Annotated in this window: 11 protein-coding genes; 5 read left to right on the top strand and 6 right to left on the bottom strand. The window is 73.2% G+C overall.

What is annotated here, in order from left to right; translation table 11 throughout:
* Window positions 1-231 precede the first annotated feature (231 nt).
* Window positions 232-1,119 carry a serine/threonine-protein kinase gene (locus ABD345_RS34655; RefSeq protein WP_344558116.1) on the top strand — a complete coding sequence of 296 codons (888 nt, stop codon included), beginning with the start codon at window positions 232-234 and terminating at the stop codon, window positions 1,117-1,119.
* An 18-nt stretch (window positions 1,120-1,137) separates the two neighbouring features.
* On the opposite strand, the gene ABD345_RS34660 is transcribed toward ABD345_RS34655, so the two are convergent.
* Window positions 1,138-3,426: an ATP-binding protein gene (locus tag ABD345_RS34660; RefSeq protein WP_344558117.1), complete on the bottom strand. Its 2,289-nt coding sequence runs from the start codon at window positions 3,424-3,426 to the stop codon at window positions 1,138-1,140.
* Between ABD345_RS34660 and ABD345_RS34665 the strand changes: the two genes are divergently transcribed.
* From ABD345_RS34665 to ABD345_RS34675, 3 genes are all read left to right on the top strand, one after another.
* A complete protein-coding gene (locus tag ABD345_RS34665; RefSeq protein WP_344558118.1) occupies window positions 3,394-3,951 on the top strand; it encodes a hypothetical protein in 558 nt (185 codons plus the stop codon). The two genes, ABD345_RS34660 and ABD345_RS34665, sit on opposite strands and share 33 nt — an antisense overlap.
* Window positions 3,952-4,124: 173 nt before the next feature.
* On the top strand, window positions 4,125-4,346 hold the full coding sequence (locus tag ABD345_RS34670; RefSeq protein WP_344558119.1) for a hypothetical protein: 222 nt from the start codon (window positions 4,125-4,127) through the stop codon (window positions 4,344-4,346).
* Window positions 4,347-4,627: 281 nt separating this feature from the next.
* Window positions 4,628-6,700, top strand: a complete 2,073-nt coding sequence (locus ABD345_RS34675) for a phosphocholine-specific phospholipase C (protein ID WP_344558120.1) — start codon at window positions 4,628-4,630, stop codon at window positions 6,698-6,700.
* On the opposite strand, the gene ABD345_RS34680 is transcribed toward ABD345_RS34675, so the two are convergent.
* Complete coding sequence (locus ABD345_RS34680) at window positions 6,690-8,063, bottom strand: MFS transporter (protein ID WP_344558121.1); 1,374 nt, start codon at window positions 8,061-8,063, stop codon at window positions 6,690-6,692. The two genes, ABD345_RS34675 and ABD345_RS34680, sit on opposite strands and share 11 nt — an antisense overlap.
* 225 nt (window positions 8,064-8,288) lie before the next feature.
* On the opposite strand from ABD345_RS34680, the gene ABD345_RS34685 reads away from it, so the two are divergent.
* Window positions 8,289-9,389 carry a helix-turn-helix transcriptional regulator gene (locus ABD345_RS34685; RefSeq protein ID WP_344558122.1) on the top strand — a complete coding sequence of 367 codons (1,101 nt, stop codon included), beginning with the start codon at window positions 8,289-8,291 and terminating at the stop codon, window positions 9,387-9,389.
* Window positions 9,390-9,546: 157 nt separating this feature from the next.
* On the opposite strand, the gene fusA is transcribed toward ABD345_RS34685, so the two are convergent.
* The 4 genes from fusA to ABD345_RS34705 form a co-directional block, all read right to left on the bottom strand.
* Window positions 9,547-11,646 carry an elongation factor G gene (fusA, locus tag ABD345_RS34690; protein WP_344558123.1) on the bottom strand — a complete coding sequence of 700 codons (2,100 nt, stop codon included), beginning with the start codon at window positions 11,644-11,646 and terminating at the stop codon, window positions 9,547-9,549.
* Window positions 11,647-12,119: 473 nt separating this feature from the next.
* A complete protein-coding gene (locus ABD345_RS34695; protein ID WP_344558124.1) occupies window positions 12,120-13,418 on the bottom strand; it encodes a hypothetical protein in 1,299 nt (432 codons plus the stop codon).
* A 157-nt stretch (window positions 13,419-13,575) separates the two neighbouring features.
* On the bottom strand, window positions 13,576-15,063 hold the full coding sequence (locus tag ABD345_RS34700) for a glycoside hydrolase family 1 protein (protein ID WP_344558125.1): 1,488 nt from the start codon (window positions 15,061-15,063) through the stop codon (window positions 13,576-13,578).
* Between the two features lie 114 nt (window positions 15,064-15,177).
* Window positions 15,178-16,080, bottom strand: coding sequence for a carbohydrate ABC transporter permease (locus ABD345_RS34705; protein WP_344558126.1), 903 nt, complete (start codon window positions 16,078-16,080; stop codon window positions 15,178-15,180).
* Between the last annotated feature and the right edge of the window lie 3 nt (window positions 16,081-16,083).

Here is a 16,083-nt window from a genome sequence, read left to right on the forward strand (position 1 = left end):
ATCCGTCAGGTCCGACGGATACCCGCCCCAAACACCGCTCACAACAGGCTCAACGACCACTCCAGCCCGGCGACACGGCAGATCTCAAACACGGTCTGACCACGGTGTCAGTAGAATTCGCGATCAGGCCCTCTGGCGGCCACGCCCCTGCCATACTGTCCCCACCCTTGCTTCCGTCCCCCGTGTGCACATCGCACCAGGGGGGGCTCTTCTTCTCCTGGAGTTCTTTCATTGCGCCCTGGCACCCTGCTCGACAATCGGTTCCGAATCGTACGGAAACTAGGACAAGGAGGCGAGGGCGAGATTTTCATCGCCCGTGATGAATACGTCCAACGCGATGTTGCTGTCAAGGCCCAGCTCCCCCGCTTCGGGGAATCGAGCGCAACCTACGCCGAATTCTCCGGATTCCTTGATTCGGAGTTGAACCGGCTGGAGTTCATGCACGAGGTCGAGGGAATCCCCCGTGTCGTGGCCAACGGGTGGTACCGGGGCTGGGGGCGCCAGCGCTTCATCGTGATGGAGCTGGTCGATGGAATGACCATCACGAAGTGGACCGCCGAGAACCGTCCGGTGCATGCAACCGAAGCGGCATGCGTCATCGCCCAGTTGTGCGACATCCTGAAGAAGGTCCACCGGCACCACGTACACCGGGACGTGACACCGGCCAACACCATGATCGAGCCCAGCGGCCGGGTCCGGCTGCTTGATGTCGGCATCTCCGTCGCTCTCGGAGAACTTCCCGATGAAGCGCGCGGCACCCCTGGGTACGCCCCGCCCGAACAGTACGACCGGGCCGCACAGCTCACCCCCAAGGTCGACGTCTTCGCCCTGGGCGCGATGCTCTTCGCCATGACGGTCTCCCGGCTCCCGTACGCCGACGTGGAAGGCCCGGCGTCCTCCGCCACGCCGGCGTTCCCGGACGGCCTCGACGTCTTCCTGCCCGACGAGCTGTGGACCTTGGGACTGGCCATGGTCTCGGTCGATCCCGCCGAGCGGCCGACCGCCGAGCAGGTGCGCCACTACTTGGAACCGTGGCTGCCCGCCGTGGGCAGCGGACGGCCGTCGAAGGCTTCCGATCCGGATCCCTCCGCGTACATCCGCTTTCCCCCCTCGCGCTGAACCCGCCGCACAGCCTGCTCAGGTCAGTTCTCGCTGGCGGCGCACCGCCGCGTCGAGGTCGGGCTCGCCGAGACCTGTCAGCACCGTCCGCGCCTCGGCCAGCGCCTCCCGCTGTCCGTCCGCGTCACCCAGCCGCTCCAGGGAGTCGGCCAGTCTGACCAGCACCCTGGCGGTCCTGCTGGAGTAGCCGATCTCCCGGTACGTGCCGGCGGCCTGCCGGTAGGCGTCGACCGCCGCCTCGTGCCGGTCGGCCGCCGCCTCGATCCGGCCCAGGGTGAACCAGGCGTGGGCCAGGCCGTTGCGGTCCTCGGTGCCGGTCAGCATGTCGACCGACCGGCGACCGTGTTCCAGCGCCTCGGCCCGGTCGCCGCGCAGGTGGTGCGCGTGCGCCAGCGCGTCCAGCACGGTTCCTCGGCCCAGGTCGTCATCCAACTCTCCGAAGGCCCGCAGTGCGCCGCGCAGCTGGACCAGTGCCTGGTCCGCGTCGCCGCTCTCGTTCAGCAGGACGCCCAGGCTGTGGCATCCGTAGGCGAAACCGGTCAGGTCGCCAGCCTGCTCGCTGGTCCGCACTGCCTGGCGCAGGTGCCGCACGGCCTCCTCGGGCCGGCCGAGGTTCCGGTGGGTACCGGCGAGCAGCCGTCGAACCAGCGCCACGTCCGTCGGCGCCGCCACCCGTTCGGCTGCCTCCAGGGCGGCCCCCAGGTGCTCCGCGGCGTCCAGGTAGCGGTTGGAGCGCCACTGGTAGGTGAGCACCGCCAGCGCGAGGTGCCAGACGTACCGGTCCTGCCCGAGCCGCCGGGCCAGCTCGAACATGCCCGTCAGCGTCGGGTACTCGGTATCGAACCAGGCCATCGCCTCGACCGGCCCGGTCGGGGACGGGGTCCAGACGTCCGGGTCCGCCGCGATCGGCAGCCGCCGGTCCGGATCCAGCTGCCGGTCGCAGGCGTGCGCGTTGTGCAGCAGGAAGTTCATCGCCCCGGTCAGGGTGTCCAGCCGCTCCGCGGGGTCCTGCTGCTCCGCCAGCCCGGTTCCGTAGAGCCTGATCAGGTCGTGCAGCACGTAGCGGCCGTCCTCCGTGTCGTCCACCAGGTTCATCCCGACCAGTTCGTCGACCGCGTCGCTGATCCCACCCGGGCCCTCGGCGTTCCGACCCATCGCTTTGATCGCCTCCCAGCTGATCGTCGGTCCCGGGTGCACGGCCAACTGCCACAGGAGCCTGCGGGCCGGTCGGTTCAGCAGGCGGTACGACCCCTCCAGCAGGGAGGGAACGCTCAGGCCGTCGCGCCGGAGGTCCATCGCTCCGAGCCTGGTCCGGCCGTCGCGCAGCGTGCGTACCGTGTCCGCCAGCATGGCCGGCGATCGGCGCGTCACCTGTGCGGCCACGATCCGCAACGCCATCGGCAGTCCCGCGCAGCAGTCGAGCAGGTCCTCGACGACCGGGGTGGCCCGGTCGATCCGCGCCGGTTCGGTCAGGGCGACCAGCAGTTCCAGCGCATCGACACGACCGAGGGTGCCCAGGTGTACCTGCTCCGCGCTCTCCTTGACGACCAGCCCGTCCAGTCGCTGCCGGCTGGTGACCAGCGCGGCGCTGCGGCCCGGCCCTGGGAGCAGGGGCCGCACCTGCGCTTCGTCCCGCGCGTTGTCGAGGACCACCAGGACCCGGCGTTCCGCCAGGGCGGAACGGTACGCGGTACCCATGCCCTCCGAGGTGGGCGTATCGCACGGTGCCTGGAGGTCGTTCAGGAAGCGGACGAGCGCGGCCGCGACGTCGACCGGTTGTCCCGGCGAGAAGCCCCGCAAGTCGATGTAGAGCGTGCCGTCGGGAAAGGCATCCTCCTCCACCCGCTTCGCGGCGGTCACCGCCGTCGAGGTCTTACCCACCCCGGCCGGCCCGGTCACCACGGTGATCCGCCCGGCGGCGGGGCCGTGACCGCGCAGGCTCTCGGCGAGCCGGTCCACTTCCGCCTGTCGGCCGATCAGGTCCTTGGACACGGCGGGGAGCTGACGCGGCCGCACCACGGGGTCCGCGGCCCGCCCGGCCCCACCGGCCCGAGCCGCCGGAGGAGCGAGCAGCAGGTAGTCCGCCGCGGTGCCGAACTTCGCGCTCCACGCGACGAGCAGCGGCTCCACCTCGTGGTCCCGCCCCAGAGCGCGCAACGCCTCGATCCGCAGGGAGAGCAGTTCGGTGCTGTCCTGCCACCGTTCCGCGCCGACGCGGAGCCGCGCCAGGGCGGCGGCCGGATCGGCACAGTCCAGTTCCGCCCGGACGCAGCCGTGGAAGGCATCGTGCAGTTCCGCCAGGATCAACTGCCGCACCTCGTCGAACGGCCCGCTCCGCAGCCCTCCGAGCGGATCGCCTCCGCCCCACTCGTCCAGCGCCGCGCGCCACCGGTCACGACGGATTTCCGGTACGACGGCGGCACGGGCCTCCGCACACCGGTCGCGGAAGCGCAGGAGGTCGACGCTCCCGCGCTCGGCCAGGATCCGGCAGTGCCTGCGCGGTTCCGTGGAGACCAGATCGGGGAGAGCGAGCCGCAGCTTGCGCACGCACTGTCGGATATTGGCCTGCCGCTGCTCTTCCCGCGGCCAAAGGAAACTGGAAACCCTGTGGTGGGAGACCGGCTCACCGGCCTCCAGCAGCAGGAGCGTGAGCAGTTCCATCGCCTTCTCCGACGGTACCCTGGCGGGTTCCCCATCGCGCAGCACGGCCAATTGCCCCAACAGGCGGTATTCCGCACCCATCCGAACTCCTGTGACGAGATCCGGGCCGGATCGCCCGGCCTGGAGAAAAGGATGGCACGGGTCGGATCAGCGGGGTTCACACTTGATTAACGCTTCGAGGTTGGCACCTCGGAGCGGTTTCTGGCACGCTGCTGCGTCATCACCCCCTCATGCCGGCCTCCGGCCAGTCGAGCTCGGTCGGCACCCGTGCCAACGAGCCTGACGGTTCGTCGACTTCGTGAGACGAGCAGGGGAATCCCAGAATCACCAGCCAGGAGAAGACGATGGCGTCCACTCACCCCAGGAACCGCGCCCGCAGCAAGTCCCTGCAGGGCCCCCGGGCCACCATCCCACCGCGCCGCCCCCGCCGACCGAGGCCGAAGCCGGTTCCGACGCCGGCCCAGAACGGTCCGCAGGCGGCCGATCGCTTCCGGATCGTGCTGCGGCCGGTCCGCCCGACCGCCCAGCGCGCCTACGAGATCGAGCTGTTCGGCGACCTCGACTGATCACGGCACCCCTGACCGCCGGGGAGGAGCTGCTCCGCTCCTCCCCGGCGGTGCCGTGCGCTCCGGACGCCCGGAGGCGGAACGCGCCCCGGACTCCCCCGCCGCCGAATCGGCCTTGCCTGCACGGCTTGACGACCGAACCGGGCGTACTTGTCCGGACAACTAGAGGCGTTCGTCCGCCGTACGCCGGCCGGACACGAGCGGGACGACGGGGGGTACCCCGGGGGCGCTGTTCTGGGGGACGCCCCTCGTCCGTCCCCCTCCGTAGAGGTCGTGTCCCCGTGGTTGCTGAACCGAACGAACCGAACCGACGTCGTTTCCTCCAACTGGCGGGCGCGGGACTGGCGTTCTCCGCGCTGGCGCCCAGCATCGCGCGGGCCGCCTCGATCGCCCCGCAGGGTGGTACGGGCACCATCCAGGACGTGCAGCACGTCGTGGTGCTGATGCAGGAGAACCGGTCCTTCGACCACTACTTCGGCTCGCTGAAGGGCGTGCGCGGCTTCGGCGACCCGCGGCCGGTGACGCTGCCGAGCGGGAAGCCGGTCTGGTACCAGGCGAACAGCGCGAAGAAGGAGGTGCTGCCGTTCCGGCCGCAGGTGAACGACCTCGGGATGCAGTTCGTCCAGGACCTCAACCACGACTGGGCGGGCGGCCACAAGGCGTTCAACGGCGGCAAGTACGACCAGTGGGTCCCGGCCAAGACAGCCACCACGATGGCGTACCTGACCCGGCAGGACATCCCGTTCCACTACGCGCTGGCCGACGCGTTCACGCTGTGCGACGCGTACCACTGCTCGTTCATCGGCTCCACCGATCCGAACCGCTACTACATGTGGACGGGCTACACCGGCAACGACGCGACCGGCGGCGGGCCGGTGCTGGGCAACCAGGAGGCGGGCTACTCCTGGACGACCTACCCGGAGCGGCTGGAGGCGGCCGGCGTGTCCTGGCGGATCTACCAGGACGTCGGCGACGGCCTGGACGCGGCCGGTTCCTGGGGCTGGATCAGTGACGCCCACCGCGGCAACTACGGCGACAACTCGCTGCTGTACTTCAACAATTACCGCAATGCCAAGCCCGGTGACGCGCTGTACGAGAAGGCCCGCACCGGGACGAACGCCAAGGCCGGCGACGGCCTGTTCGATCAGCTGCGCCGCGACGTCACCGCCGGGACGCTACCGCAGGTGTCCTGGATCGTCGCCCCAGAGGCGTACACCGAGCACCCCAACTGGCCTGCCAACTACGGCGCTTGGTACGTCTCGCAGGTGCTGGACGCGCTCACCTCGAACCCGGACGTGTGGGCCCGCACCGCGCTGTTCATCACCTACGACGAGAACGACGGCTTCTTCGACCACGTGGTGCCGCCGTTCCCGCCCGCCTCGGCGGGCCAGGGCCTGTCCACGGTCGCCACCGGCGCCGACTCCTTCGCCGGGAACGCGAGTTACGCCGCCGGACCGTACGGCCTGGGGCAGCGGGTGCCGATGCTGGTGGTCTCGCCGTGGAGCACCGGCGGCTACACCTGCTCGGAGACCTTCGACCACACCTCGATCATCCGCTTCATCGAGCAGCGCTTCGGCGTCGCCGAACCGCACATCTCCCCCTGGCGGCGGGCCATTTGCGGCGACCTCACCTCCGCCTTCGACTTCACCGCGAGCAACCCCGCCCCGGCCGCGCTGCCCTCCACCGCCGGCTACCTGCCCGCCGACCGCAACCGGCACGCCGACTACGTGCCCACCCCGCCCGCGACCGGCACCATGCCGCGGCAGGAGGCCGGCGCCAAGCCCACCCGTCCGCTCAAGTACGCGCCGTACGTGGACGGTTCGGCCGACGTCTCGACCGGCAAGTACGCCCTCGCGTTCAGCGGCGGACCGGCCGCGGGCGCCCAGTTCCTGGTCACCTCGGCGAACCGCACCGACGGCCCGTGGACGTACACCGCCGAGGCCGGCAAGTCCGTCTCCGACGCCTGGAACACCAGCTACTCCAAGGGCGTCACCGACCTCACCGTGTTCGGCCCGAACGGCTTCCTGCGCCGCTTCCGCAACCCCGGCAAGACCGCGGGCCCCGAGGTCACCGCCCGGCACGACGCCGCCACCGGCAACCTCGCCCTGACCTTCACCAACCCGGCCGGCGCCGACGTCGTCCTCACCGTCACCAACGCCTACGCGGGCACCCCGCAGACCGTCACCGTCCGCAAGGGCGCCACCGTCGCCCTCGCCGTCGACCTCTCCACCTGCCGCCACTGGTACGACCTCACCGTCACCTCCGACCGGAGCACCGACTTCGTCCGCCGCCTGGCCGGCCACGTCGAGACCGGCGCCTCGTCCCTCTCCGACCCGGGCCTGCTCACCTACTGACGCCCGCCGCCCCCTGGTCGCCGCCCCGGCCCGGTCGCCGACCGGCGGCGCGGAAGCCGAGTCCGCCGGCGGCGACCAGGGTGGCGAGCAGGGACCAGAAGAGCGGGCCGTGCTGCTCGATCAGGGTGCCGACCAGCAGGGGGCCGCTGATCGCGGACACCGCCCAGGCCAGGTTGACCAGGGCCAGGAAGCGGCCGCGGGCGGCGGCCGGGGCCGCGGTCGCGGCGATCGCGGTGCAGGCCGGGCCGGCCAGGAGCTGGCCGGCGGTGAACAGCAGCACCGCGCCGAACACCGACCAGGCCCGGCCGCCGCCGAACGCCAACGCGGCGATCGCCGCGGCCATCAGTGCGGACGCCCAACCCACCACCCTGGTACGGGAGAAGACCACCAGCCGGGCCGTCGTCGCGGACTGCGCCAGCACGATCAGCACGGCGTTCAGGGTCAGCGCCGTGGACGGCACCCAGGCCGGCAGCCCGGCCACCTTCACCAGGTACACCGGCAGCACCACGGTGGGGACCAGCCAGCCGAACCCGAGCGCGGCCTGCGCCGCCAGCAGCCCCAGCAGCCGCCGTTCGCGCAGCAGCGTCCCCCACCCCGGGGCATCCGCCGGACCACCGGAACGCGAACCCGGACGCCCCGCGGGCGAGCCCGGACGCTCCCGGCGCGGACCGGAACGCGGGCCCGGTGCGAACAGCAGGACGGCCGCCGCCACGCTGGTCGCCGCGTTCACCGCGACCACCGCCACCGCCGCGCCCGGCCACCCGGTGCCCAGCAGCAGGCCGCCGGCCGCACCGCCCAGGCCGGCGGCGGCGTTGCTGCCGGCCGTGGTGAACGCGTACCAGCGGTCCAGTTCGGCGCCCTCGGCCAGGTCCGCGACGAAGCCCGGCCAGGCGGCGAAGTACAGCCGTTCCGCGGACAGCACCACCAGCATCGCGGCGACCAGCCCGGACAGTGAGTCGACCAGCAGGTAGCCGAGGTAACCGGCCGCCGCCAGCAGGTTGTTGACGATCAGCGAGGTGCGCGCGCCCCAGCGGTCGACCAGCGCACCGGCCAGCGGGGCGAGCGGCAGCGACAGCAGGGTGGCCAGCGAACTGCCGAACCCGACCTGGACGACGGTCAGTCGGGTGGTGAGGACGAAGAACAGGAAGGACAGCGGCACGAACATCCCGACCCCGAACGCGTCGAGCACGGTCGCCGCCACGATCCGCCGGTGCCCGGTCAGGTCCGGCACCCCGAACCGGGCCCGCCACCGGGCAGCCGGAGCAGGCGACGGGACGGCGGGCGACGGGACGGCGGGCGACGGGACGGCGGGCGACGGGGTCGTGGGAGGAGTGCGGGCGGGGGTGGAGAGCGCGTGGGCCATGCCCACCACCTTCGGCGAGCCGTCCGCCCGCCCACCAGAGCGGACGGTGTCCGAACCCTGCACTGCCGGTTCCGGCCAGGGGCACCGGCCGTAGCTCGCGCCCTTTGACACCAGGCGCCCCAATGGTCTAGACCTACCCCAGACCGGTGTCACGGGCGGACGGAGGAACGGCGGCGATGCACACGGTGACCCGTCACGACCGCCGCACCCCGGACGTCGGCTGACATGCCCGTCGCCCTCCAGGCGTTCGGCCTGAGCGAACCGGCCGACCGGCTCTACCGCGAACTGCTGCGCGCCCCGGACGCGGCGGACGCCGTCCTGATCGCCCGCCTCGGCCTGGCGCCGGACCAACTGCATTCCGCCCGCGAGGAGTTGATCGCCCTCGAACTGCTCCGGCCGTCCTGGGACGACCCGACCGTCCTCCACCCGGTGGTCCCGGAGCTCGGACTGGCCGCGCTACTGGCCCGCCGCGAGGCCGAACTGCTGGCGCACCGGCAGGAGTTCGAGCAGGCCCGGGCGGCCTTCGGGCAACTGCGCGCCGAAGTCGCGGCCGAACGCCGCCACACCCGCAGCGAGAACCTGATCGGAACGGACGCGATCCGCGACCGGCTGACCGAACTCGGCGCGGGCACGGCCTCCCAGGCCCTGGTCCTCTCCCCCGCAACCGGACCCGCCGCCGGCCCGACCACCGGACCCGCCGCCGAACCGACCACCGACTCCGCCACCGAACCGGCCACCGGACCGACCGGCACCACAGCCCCGAGCACCCCCACCCACGCACCCGCCCGCACCCCCGCGGCCACCCTGCCGGACGAGCCGCTCTGCACCGAACTACTGCGCCGGGGCGTCGAGTTGCGCACCCTGTTCGTCGACGCGGTCCGCCGCCACCCGCCCACCGTGGAGTACGCCCGCCGGCTGGTCGAGCTCGGCGGCCAGGTCCGTACCGTGCCCGCGCTACCGCTGCGCATGGTCGTGCTGGACCGGGAGACCGCCCTGCTGCCGCTCGACCCGGAGCGCGCGGACACCGCCACCGTGCTGCACGGGCGCGGGCCGGTCGCCGCGCTGTGCGCGCTGTTCGACGGGCTGTGGCACAGCGCCGCCCCGCTCTGCCACCCCCGGGGCCGCGACCCGAACGGCATGACGGCGCAGCACTACGCGCTGCTGCGGATCCTCCAGCAGGGCGACACCGACGTGGTCGCGGCCCGCAAACTCGGCGTCTCCGAGCGGACCGTCCGGCGGCTGAGCGCCGAGGCGCTGGAGGTGCTGGGCGCCCGCAGCCGCTTCCAGGCCGGGGCCCGGGCCACCGAACGCGGCTGGCTGCGCTGATGGCACCCGCCCGCCCCTGCGGCAACCCGCAGTCGGCGCAGCACCCCGAGCCCGCGCCCCCCGGCGACCGGCAACCGGCAAAGCACCACGCAGCGCCACGCAGCACCGGGCCCGCCCCACCCCGCCGAGGGGGGCGTGGCGGGGCGGGCCCCGGCTGCTACTGCTGCGTCCGCGGCGCCGGCGCGTACCCGGCGGGCCGGGTGCCGAACGTACCCCGGCCCTGGGTGCGGCCGCGCAACGTGCCCGCGTAGCCGAAGAGTTCGGCCAGTGGAACGGTCGCGGTCAGCACCGCACTGCCGCCGCGCGGCTCGGAGCCGTGCACCCGACCGCGGCGGGCGGACAGGTCGCCGAGGACGCCGCCGACGCCGTCCGGCGGCACCGTCGCGGTGAGTTCCACGACCGGCTCCAGCAGCAGCGAGCCGCCGCGCCGCAGCGCCTCGCGCAGGGCGAGCCGTCCGGCGGTGCGGAACGCCAGGTCGGAGGAGTCCTTGACGTGGGTCGCCCCGTCGGTGAGGGTGACCCGGACCCCGGTGACCGGGTGGCCGAGCGGGCCCTCCGCGAGGGCGTCCCGGCAGCCCGCCTCGACGGCCTGGACGAACTCCTGCGGCACCCGCCCGCCGGTGACGGTGGAGCGGAACTCGAAGCCGTCCGTGCCGGGTTCGCCGAGCGGGGCGACGTCGACCACGACGTGCGCGAACTGGCCGGAGCCGCCGTCCTGCTTGACGTGCCGCAGGACGAGGCCGGTCACCGCCGTGGCGAGGGTCTCCCGGTAGGCGACCTTCGGCCGTCCGACGGTGACCTCCAGCCCGGCGCGGCGCAGCTTATCCACCGCGACCTCCAGGTGCAGTTCGCCCATCCCGGACAGCGTCCGCTGCCCGCTCTCCGGGTCGCTGCCGGCCACCAGCGAGGGGTCCTCCTCGGTGATCCGGGCCAGCGCGACGGCCAGCCGGTCGGTGTCCACGGTGCGGCGGGCCTCGACCGCGACGGTCACCACCGGGTCGGCGGAGACGGCCGGTTCGAGCACCAGCGGGGCGTGCGGGGCGCACAGCGTGGTGCCGACCCGGGCGCCCTTCGCGCCGACCACGGCGACGATGTCGCCGGCCACCGCGGTGTCGGTCTCGGCGTGCCGGTCGGCCTGCACCCGCAGGATCCGGCCGATCCGTTCGGTGCGTCCGGTGCGGGCGTCGAGCACGGTGTCCCCCTTCCGTAGCGTGCCGGAGTAGATCCGCAGGCTGCTGAGCCGACCGGTGGTGCTCGCGGAGACCTTGAACACCAGGGCGGCGAAAGGTTGTTGCGCGTCGGCGACGCGCTCCTGCGGGCTGCCGTCGAACTCCCCGCGCACCGGCGGGACGTCCAGCGGCGACGGCAGGTACGCGGTCACCGCGTCCAGCAGCGGTTCGACGCCGCGGTTGCGGTACGCCGAGCCGCACAGCACCACCACCGCCTGTCCGCCGGCGGTGAGTTGACGCAGCGCGCCGGTGAGCGTGCCGGCCGTGAGGGTGCCGGTGGCGCAGTACTCCTCCAGCGCGGCGGGGTGCAGTTCGGCCACCGCCTCGGCCAGGTCCCGTCGTCGCCGGGTCGCCTCGTCCGCCAACTCCTCCGGAACGTCGACGACTTGGTAGCCGCTGCCGGGTTCGGTGCCGTCCGGCCAGGTCAGTGCGCGCAGGTCGACCAGGTCGACCACGCCGACGAACCCGCCCTCCCGGCCGATCGGCAACTGCACGGCCAGCGGCACCGGGTGGAGCCTGTCCCGGATGGAGGCGACGGCGGCGTCCAGGTCGGCCCCGGGCCGGTCCATCTTGTTGACGAACGCGATCCGCGGCACGCCGTGCCGGTCGGCCTGCCGCCACACCGACTCGCTCTGCGGCTCGACGCCCGCGACCGCGTCGAACACGGCCACCGCGCCGTCCAGCACCCGCAGCGAGCGTTCCACCTCGTCCGCGAAGTCGACGTGGCCGGGGGTGTCGATCAGGTTGAGCAGGTGGCCGTTCCACCGGCAGCTGACGGCCGCGGCGAAGATGGTGATGCCGCGGTCGCGCTCCTGCGGGTCGAAGTCGGTGACGGTGGTGCCGTCGTGGACCTCGCCGCGCTTGTGGGTCTCCCCGGTCAGGAAGAGGACCCGCTCGGTGACGGTGGTCTTGCCCGCGTCCACGTGGGCGAGGATGCCCAGGTTGCGGACCGCGGCGACGGCAGCGGCGGCGGAAGCGGAGACGACGGCGGTGCTGGTGGGGACGGTGGTGACGAGGTCGGTACGCATGGTGGCCCGTGGCCCTTCGGAGTTCGCTCCTGGAATCGGCAGCGCGATTCACGGCACCACGAGGGACGTCCGCCTCCCCCGCACCCACCCGTGCGCCCCCGCACGCACCCGTACGACACCTGCCGCGTCGAACGGGGCAGGCGGAACGGGCAGGCGGACGGGCGGGCAGAACGGAGTTCAACGAGCAAGGAGGGACGGCAAGTTCGTGGTTCCTACCGGCACCGGCCGCGCAGCGGGCACCGGCCCGCCCGGGACACCAGGATCACCTCGAACCGCGACGGGGGAACGACGACGACGGCAGTACGCACGACCGGTCCCTCCCTCTCCACTCACGTCACGGTGCGCCCAGCGGCCTCTCCGGGCCCGGGCGTTGTCCAGCGAGCAGAGTCTAGGAGCGCCGCCCGACCGTCGTCACCACATTTTGCGGATCCTTCAATCGACGCGCAGTGCCGGCGAGTTGGGCGACCGGCGGTTCACTCCGCCGACAGCGCGGCGAGTGCCCGCTCGGCGGCCAGGGTGTGGACGTGCTCGGGCCCGTACCGCTCGCGCCAGACGGCGGCGTTGGCGGTGAGGACGTCCCGGGCCTCGCCGGTGCGGCCGAGCGCGGCCAGGATCCGGCCGTGCAGGGTGTCGGCGACGAGCGCGGCGTGGTCGCGCGGGGCGGGTGCGGCCCGGTGGCGGGCGAGGAACGGCTCGACGGCCCGCAGGGCGTCCTCGGGGCGGCCGAGTTCGAGGTGGGCGGCGGCCAGGTCGCACTGGAACACCGTGGCAGCACCGGAGCCCCCGCCCGCGGCCCCCGCAACCCCCGCCCCGGCCGCCACGCCCACCGCGGTCACCCCGGCGGCGAGCTGTTCGAGGACCACGTCCAGCGCCTCCTGGTAGCGCTGCTGCGCGATCAGGGCCTCCGCGAGGGCGTGGTCGAGCTTGGGCAGCGGCTTGCTCTCCGGCCCCTTGGCCCGCCGCCATTCGGCGGCCGCCTCCCGGGCGACGGCCTCGCCCTCGGCGGCCCGGTCCTGCTGCACGAGCGTGCGGGCGAGGACGGCCGCGGCGGACCACCGGCCGGCTGCCGCCGTGTTCTCGGCGGCGGCCCTGAGCACGGCGCGCGCCGCCCGTTCGGCCTGGGCGTGGTGGCCGAGCAGGAGCAGGGCACGGGCCAGCTTGCCGCGCAGCCGCAGGACGGCGGTGGTGGACCGTCCCGCCGCCGATTCCGCTTCCCGGTGCGCGGCGGTGTCGGCGTAGAGCCGGACGGCCTCCGCCTCGCGGCCGACCGCGAGGTAGCCGTCCGCCAGTTCCTCGGCGGCCGGGCTCCCGGCCAGGTCGCATCCCGACTGCCGTGCCAGTTCCCGGTGTTCCTCCAGGACGGCGACCGCTTCGGCGTTCCGTCCGGCGCGCAGCAGGACGCTGCCGCAGGCGCCCAGCGCGTCGAACCGGAGGTCCTGCCGGCGCTGGTCGGAGTGCGGAGCGGCGGCTTCCGCGACCGCCCGGAGCACCTGTTCGGCCTCCGCCAGGCGGTGCAGTTGCAGCAGGGTGCGGCCGTGCTCGAAGCCGGCGAGCAGGGTGCGCGGGTCGTCCGGGCCGAACTGTTCGGTACCGAGCCGGACGGCGCCGGCCAGGGTGGTGGCGGCGGCGTCCCAGGAGCCGGCCCGGCGCTGGGCGCGGCTCTCGCCGGTGAGCCGCTCGATCTCCTGCCCGGCCCGGTGCCTCGCCTCGGCGGCCGCGGCGGCCGCCCGGTTCTCGGCCTGCCGGGTCCTGCGTTCGGCCAGGAATCCCATGACCGCCCCCTCTTCCGCTCGGTTCGGGGGCAGAGCGTAGTACCCGGCCGCCGGCTCCTCCCCGGTGCCCCGGCGGCCGGGCGGTCACGTGCCGGGGCGGCCCGGAGGCCCGCGACGGGGCGGCCGGAAGACCGCGGCCGGTCCGCCCCCGTCGCGGCTACTGCGGCAGCGCCCCGTCCCGGATCACCCGGGCGTACCAGTGCGCGCTGTCCTTGGGGGTGCGGCGCTGGCTGGCGAAGTCCACGTGGACGATGCCGAAGCGCTTGCTGTAGCCGTACGCCCATTCGTAGTTGTCGAGCAGCGACCAGAGGAAGTAGCCGCGGACGGGGGCGCCGTCGGCGATGGCGCGGTGCACGGCGGCGAGGTGGGTGTGCAGGTAGTCGATCCGCTCGGGGTCGTGGACGGCGCCGCTCGGGTCGGTGTAGTCCTCGTAGGCGGCGCCGTTCTCGGTGACCAGCAGCGGGACGCCGGGCAGGTCGTCGCGCAGCCGGGTGAGGAGCTCGTACAGGCCGTCGGCGTCGACCGGCCAGCCCATGGCGGTGCGGGTACCGGGGGCGGGCAGGAAGCGGATGCCCTGGTCGGCGGGCCAGGGGCTGCCGCCCTGGTGGCCGTCGCCGCGCTGGGCGTCCGCGGGCTCGGTGCCGACCGCGCCGGACCCGCCGTCCCCGCCGGACCCACCGGACCCGCTCCGGTCGGCGGCCGGCTGCTCCTCGGCGGCGACGACGGTGGGCGTGTAGTAGTTGATGCCCAACGAGTCGATGGGGCGGGAGATTTCGGCGAGGTCGCCGTCCCGGACGAAGGACCAGTCGGTGACGTGCGCGGTGTCGGCGAGGACGTCCTCGGGGTAGCTGCCGCGGAACACCGGGTCGAGGAAGATCCGGTTGGCGAGGCCGTCGATCCGGCGGGCGGCGTCGAGGTCGGCGGGGTCGGTGGAGAGCGGGCGGACGGCGGCCAGGTTGAGGGTGAGCGAGACCTGGGCGGTGTCGGGGAGTTCGGCGCGCAGCGCGGCGGTGCCGAGGCCGTGGGCGAGCAGCAGGTGGTGGTGGGCGGTGAGGGCGGCGGCGTGGTCGGTGCGGCCGGGGGCGTGGACGCCGTTGCCGTAGCCGAGGAAGGCGCTGCACCAGGGCTCGTTGAGGGTGGTCCAGGTGGGGATGCGGTCGCCGAGGCGGCGGGCGGCGAGGTGCGCGTACTCGGCGAAGCGGTAGGCGGTGTCGCGGTCGGTCCAGCCGCCCGTGTCCTCCAGCTCCTGGGGCAGGTCCCAGTGGTAGAGGGTGGCGACGGGGTCGATCCCGGCGGCGAGGAGTTCGTCGACCAGGCGGTCGTAGAAGTCGAGTCCGGCTTCGTTGGCGGGGCCCCGGCCGCCGGGCTGGACGCGCGGCCAGGCGAGCGAGAACCGGTAGGCGCGGAGGCCGAGTTCGGACATCAGGGCGACGTCGTCGCGGTACCGGTGGTAGTGGTCGGCGGCGATGTCGCCGGTGTCGCCGTTGCGGACGGCCCCGGGGCGGCGGGCGAAGGTGTCCCAGATGGACGGGGTGCGTCCGTCCTGGTCAGCGGCGCCCTCGATCTGGTACGCGGCGGTGGCGGCGCCCCAGACGAATCCGGTCGGGAAGCGGGCGGGCGCGGCGGCCGGGGAGTCAGTGGTCATGGGGAGAGTGTCGACGGTCATGTCGCGTTCCATCCAAACGAGTTGAGGGTGTGTCAGCCGAACGGGGCAACACGGATCAGCACGAGCAGCACGAGCGGTACGGAGCGGCAGGCGTCAGCCCTTGACCGCGCCCTGCATGATGCCGCCGACGATCTGCCGGCCGAGCAGGCCGAACACCACCAGCACCGGCAGGGTGCCGATCAGGGTGCCGGCCATCACCACGGACTGGTCGGGGACGTAGCCCTGGCCGAGCGACTTCAACGCGACCTGGACGGTGGGGTTCTGGGAGCTGAGCGCGACGATCGGCCAGAAGAAGTCGTTCCAGGTGGCCATGAAGGTCAGCATGCCGAGCACGGCCATGCCGGGGCGGGCGACGGGCAGCACGACGGAGCGGAAGATCCGCAGCAGCGAGGCGCCGTCCATCCGCCCGGCCTCGACGAGTTCGTCCGGCAGGGCCTGCACCAGGTACTGGCGCATGAAGAACACGCCGAACGCGGAGACCAGCGAGGGCAGGATCACCGAGGGCAGCTTGTTCTGCAGGTCGAGCTTGACGATCACCATGAACAGCGGGATGACGCCGAGCTGCGGCGGGATCATCATGGTGCCGACGGTGAGCGCGAGCAGCGCGCCGCGGCCGCGGAAGCGCAGTTTGGCGAAGGCGAAGCCGGCGAGCGTGGAGGAGAGCACCACGCCGGCGGTGACCACACTGGCCACGATCAGCGAGTTGAGCAGCGCCTTGCCGATCTCGGCCTGCTGGAGCGCCTCGCCGATGTTGTGGAACAGGTTGGGTCCGGGGGTCAACGCGGGGGTGGCGGAGCTGAGTTCGGAGTTGGAGCGGCTGGCGGCCACCAGCGTCCAGTAGAACGGGAACACGGCGAGCAGGGTGGCGCCGATCAGCACGGCGTAGGCGAGCGGTCCGCCGTGCAGCGGCGAGCGCGCCTTGCGGCTCCCCGATCGGACGGAACCGCCGTTCGCCGCAACGGACTTGTCGAGCACCTGGGTGGTCACGTGGGTCATCGG

Origin of the sequence: Kitasatospora saccharophila (genome assembly GCF_039529925.1) — a bacterium.
Lineage (GTDB): Bacteria > Actinomycetota > Actinomycetes > Streptomycetales > Streptomycetaceae > Kitasatospora > Kitasatospora saccharophila.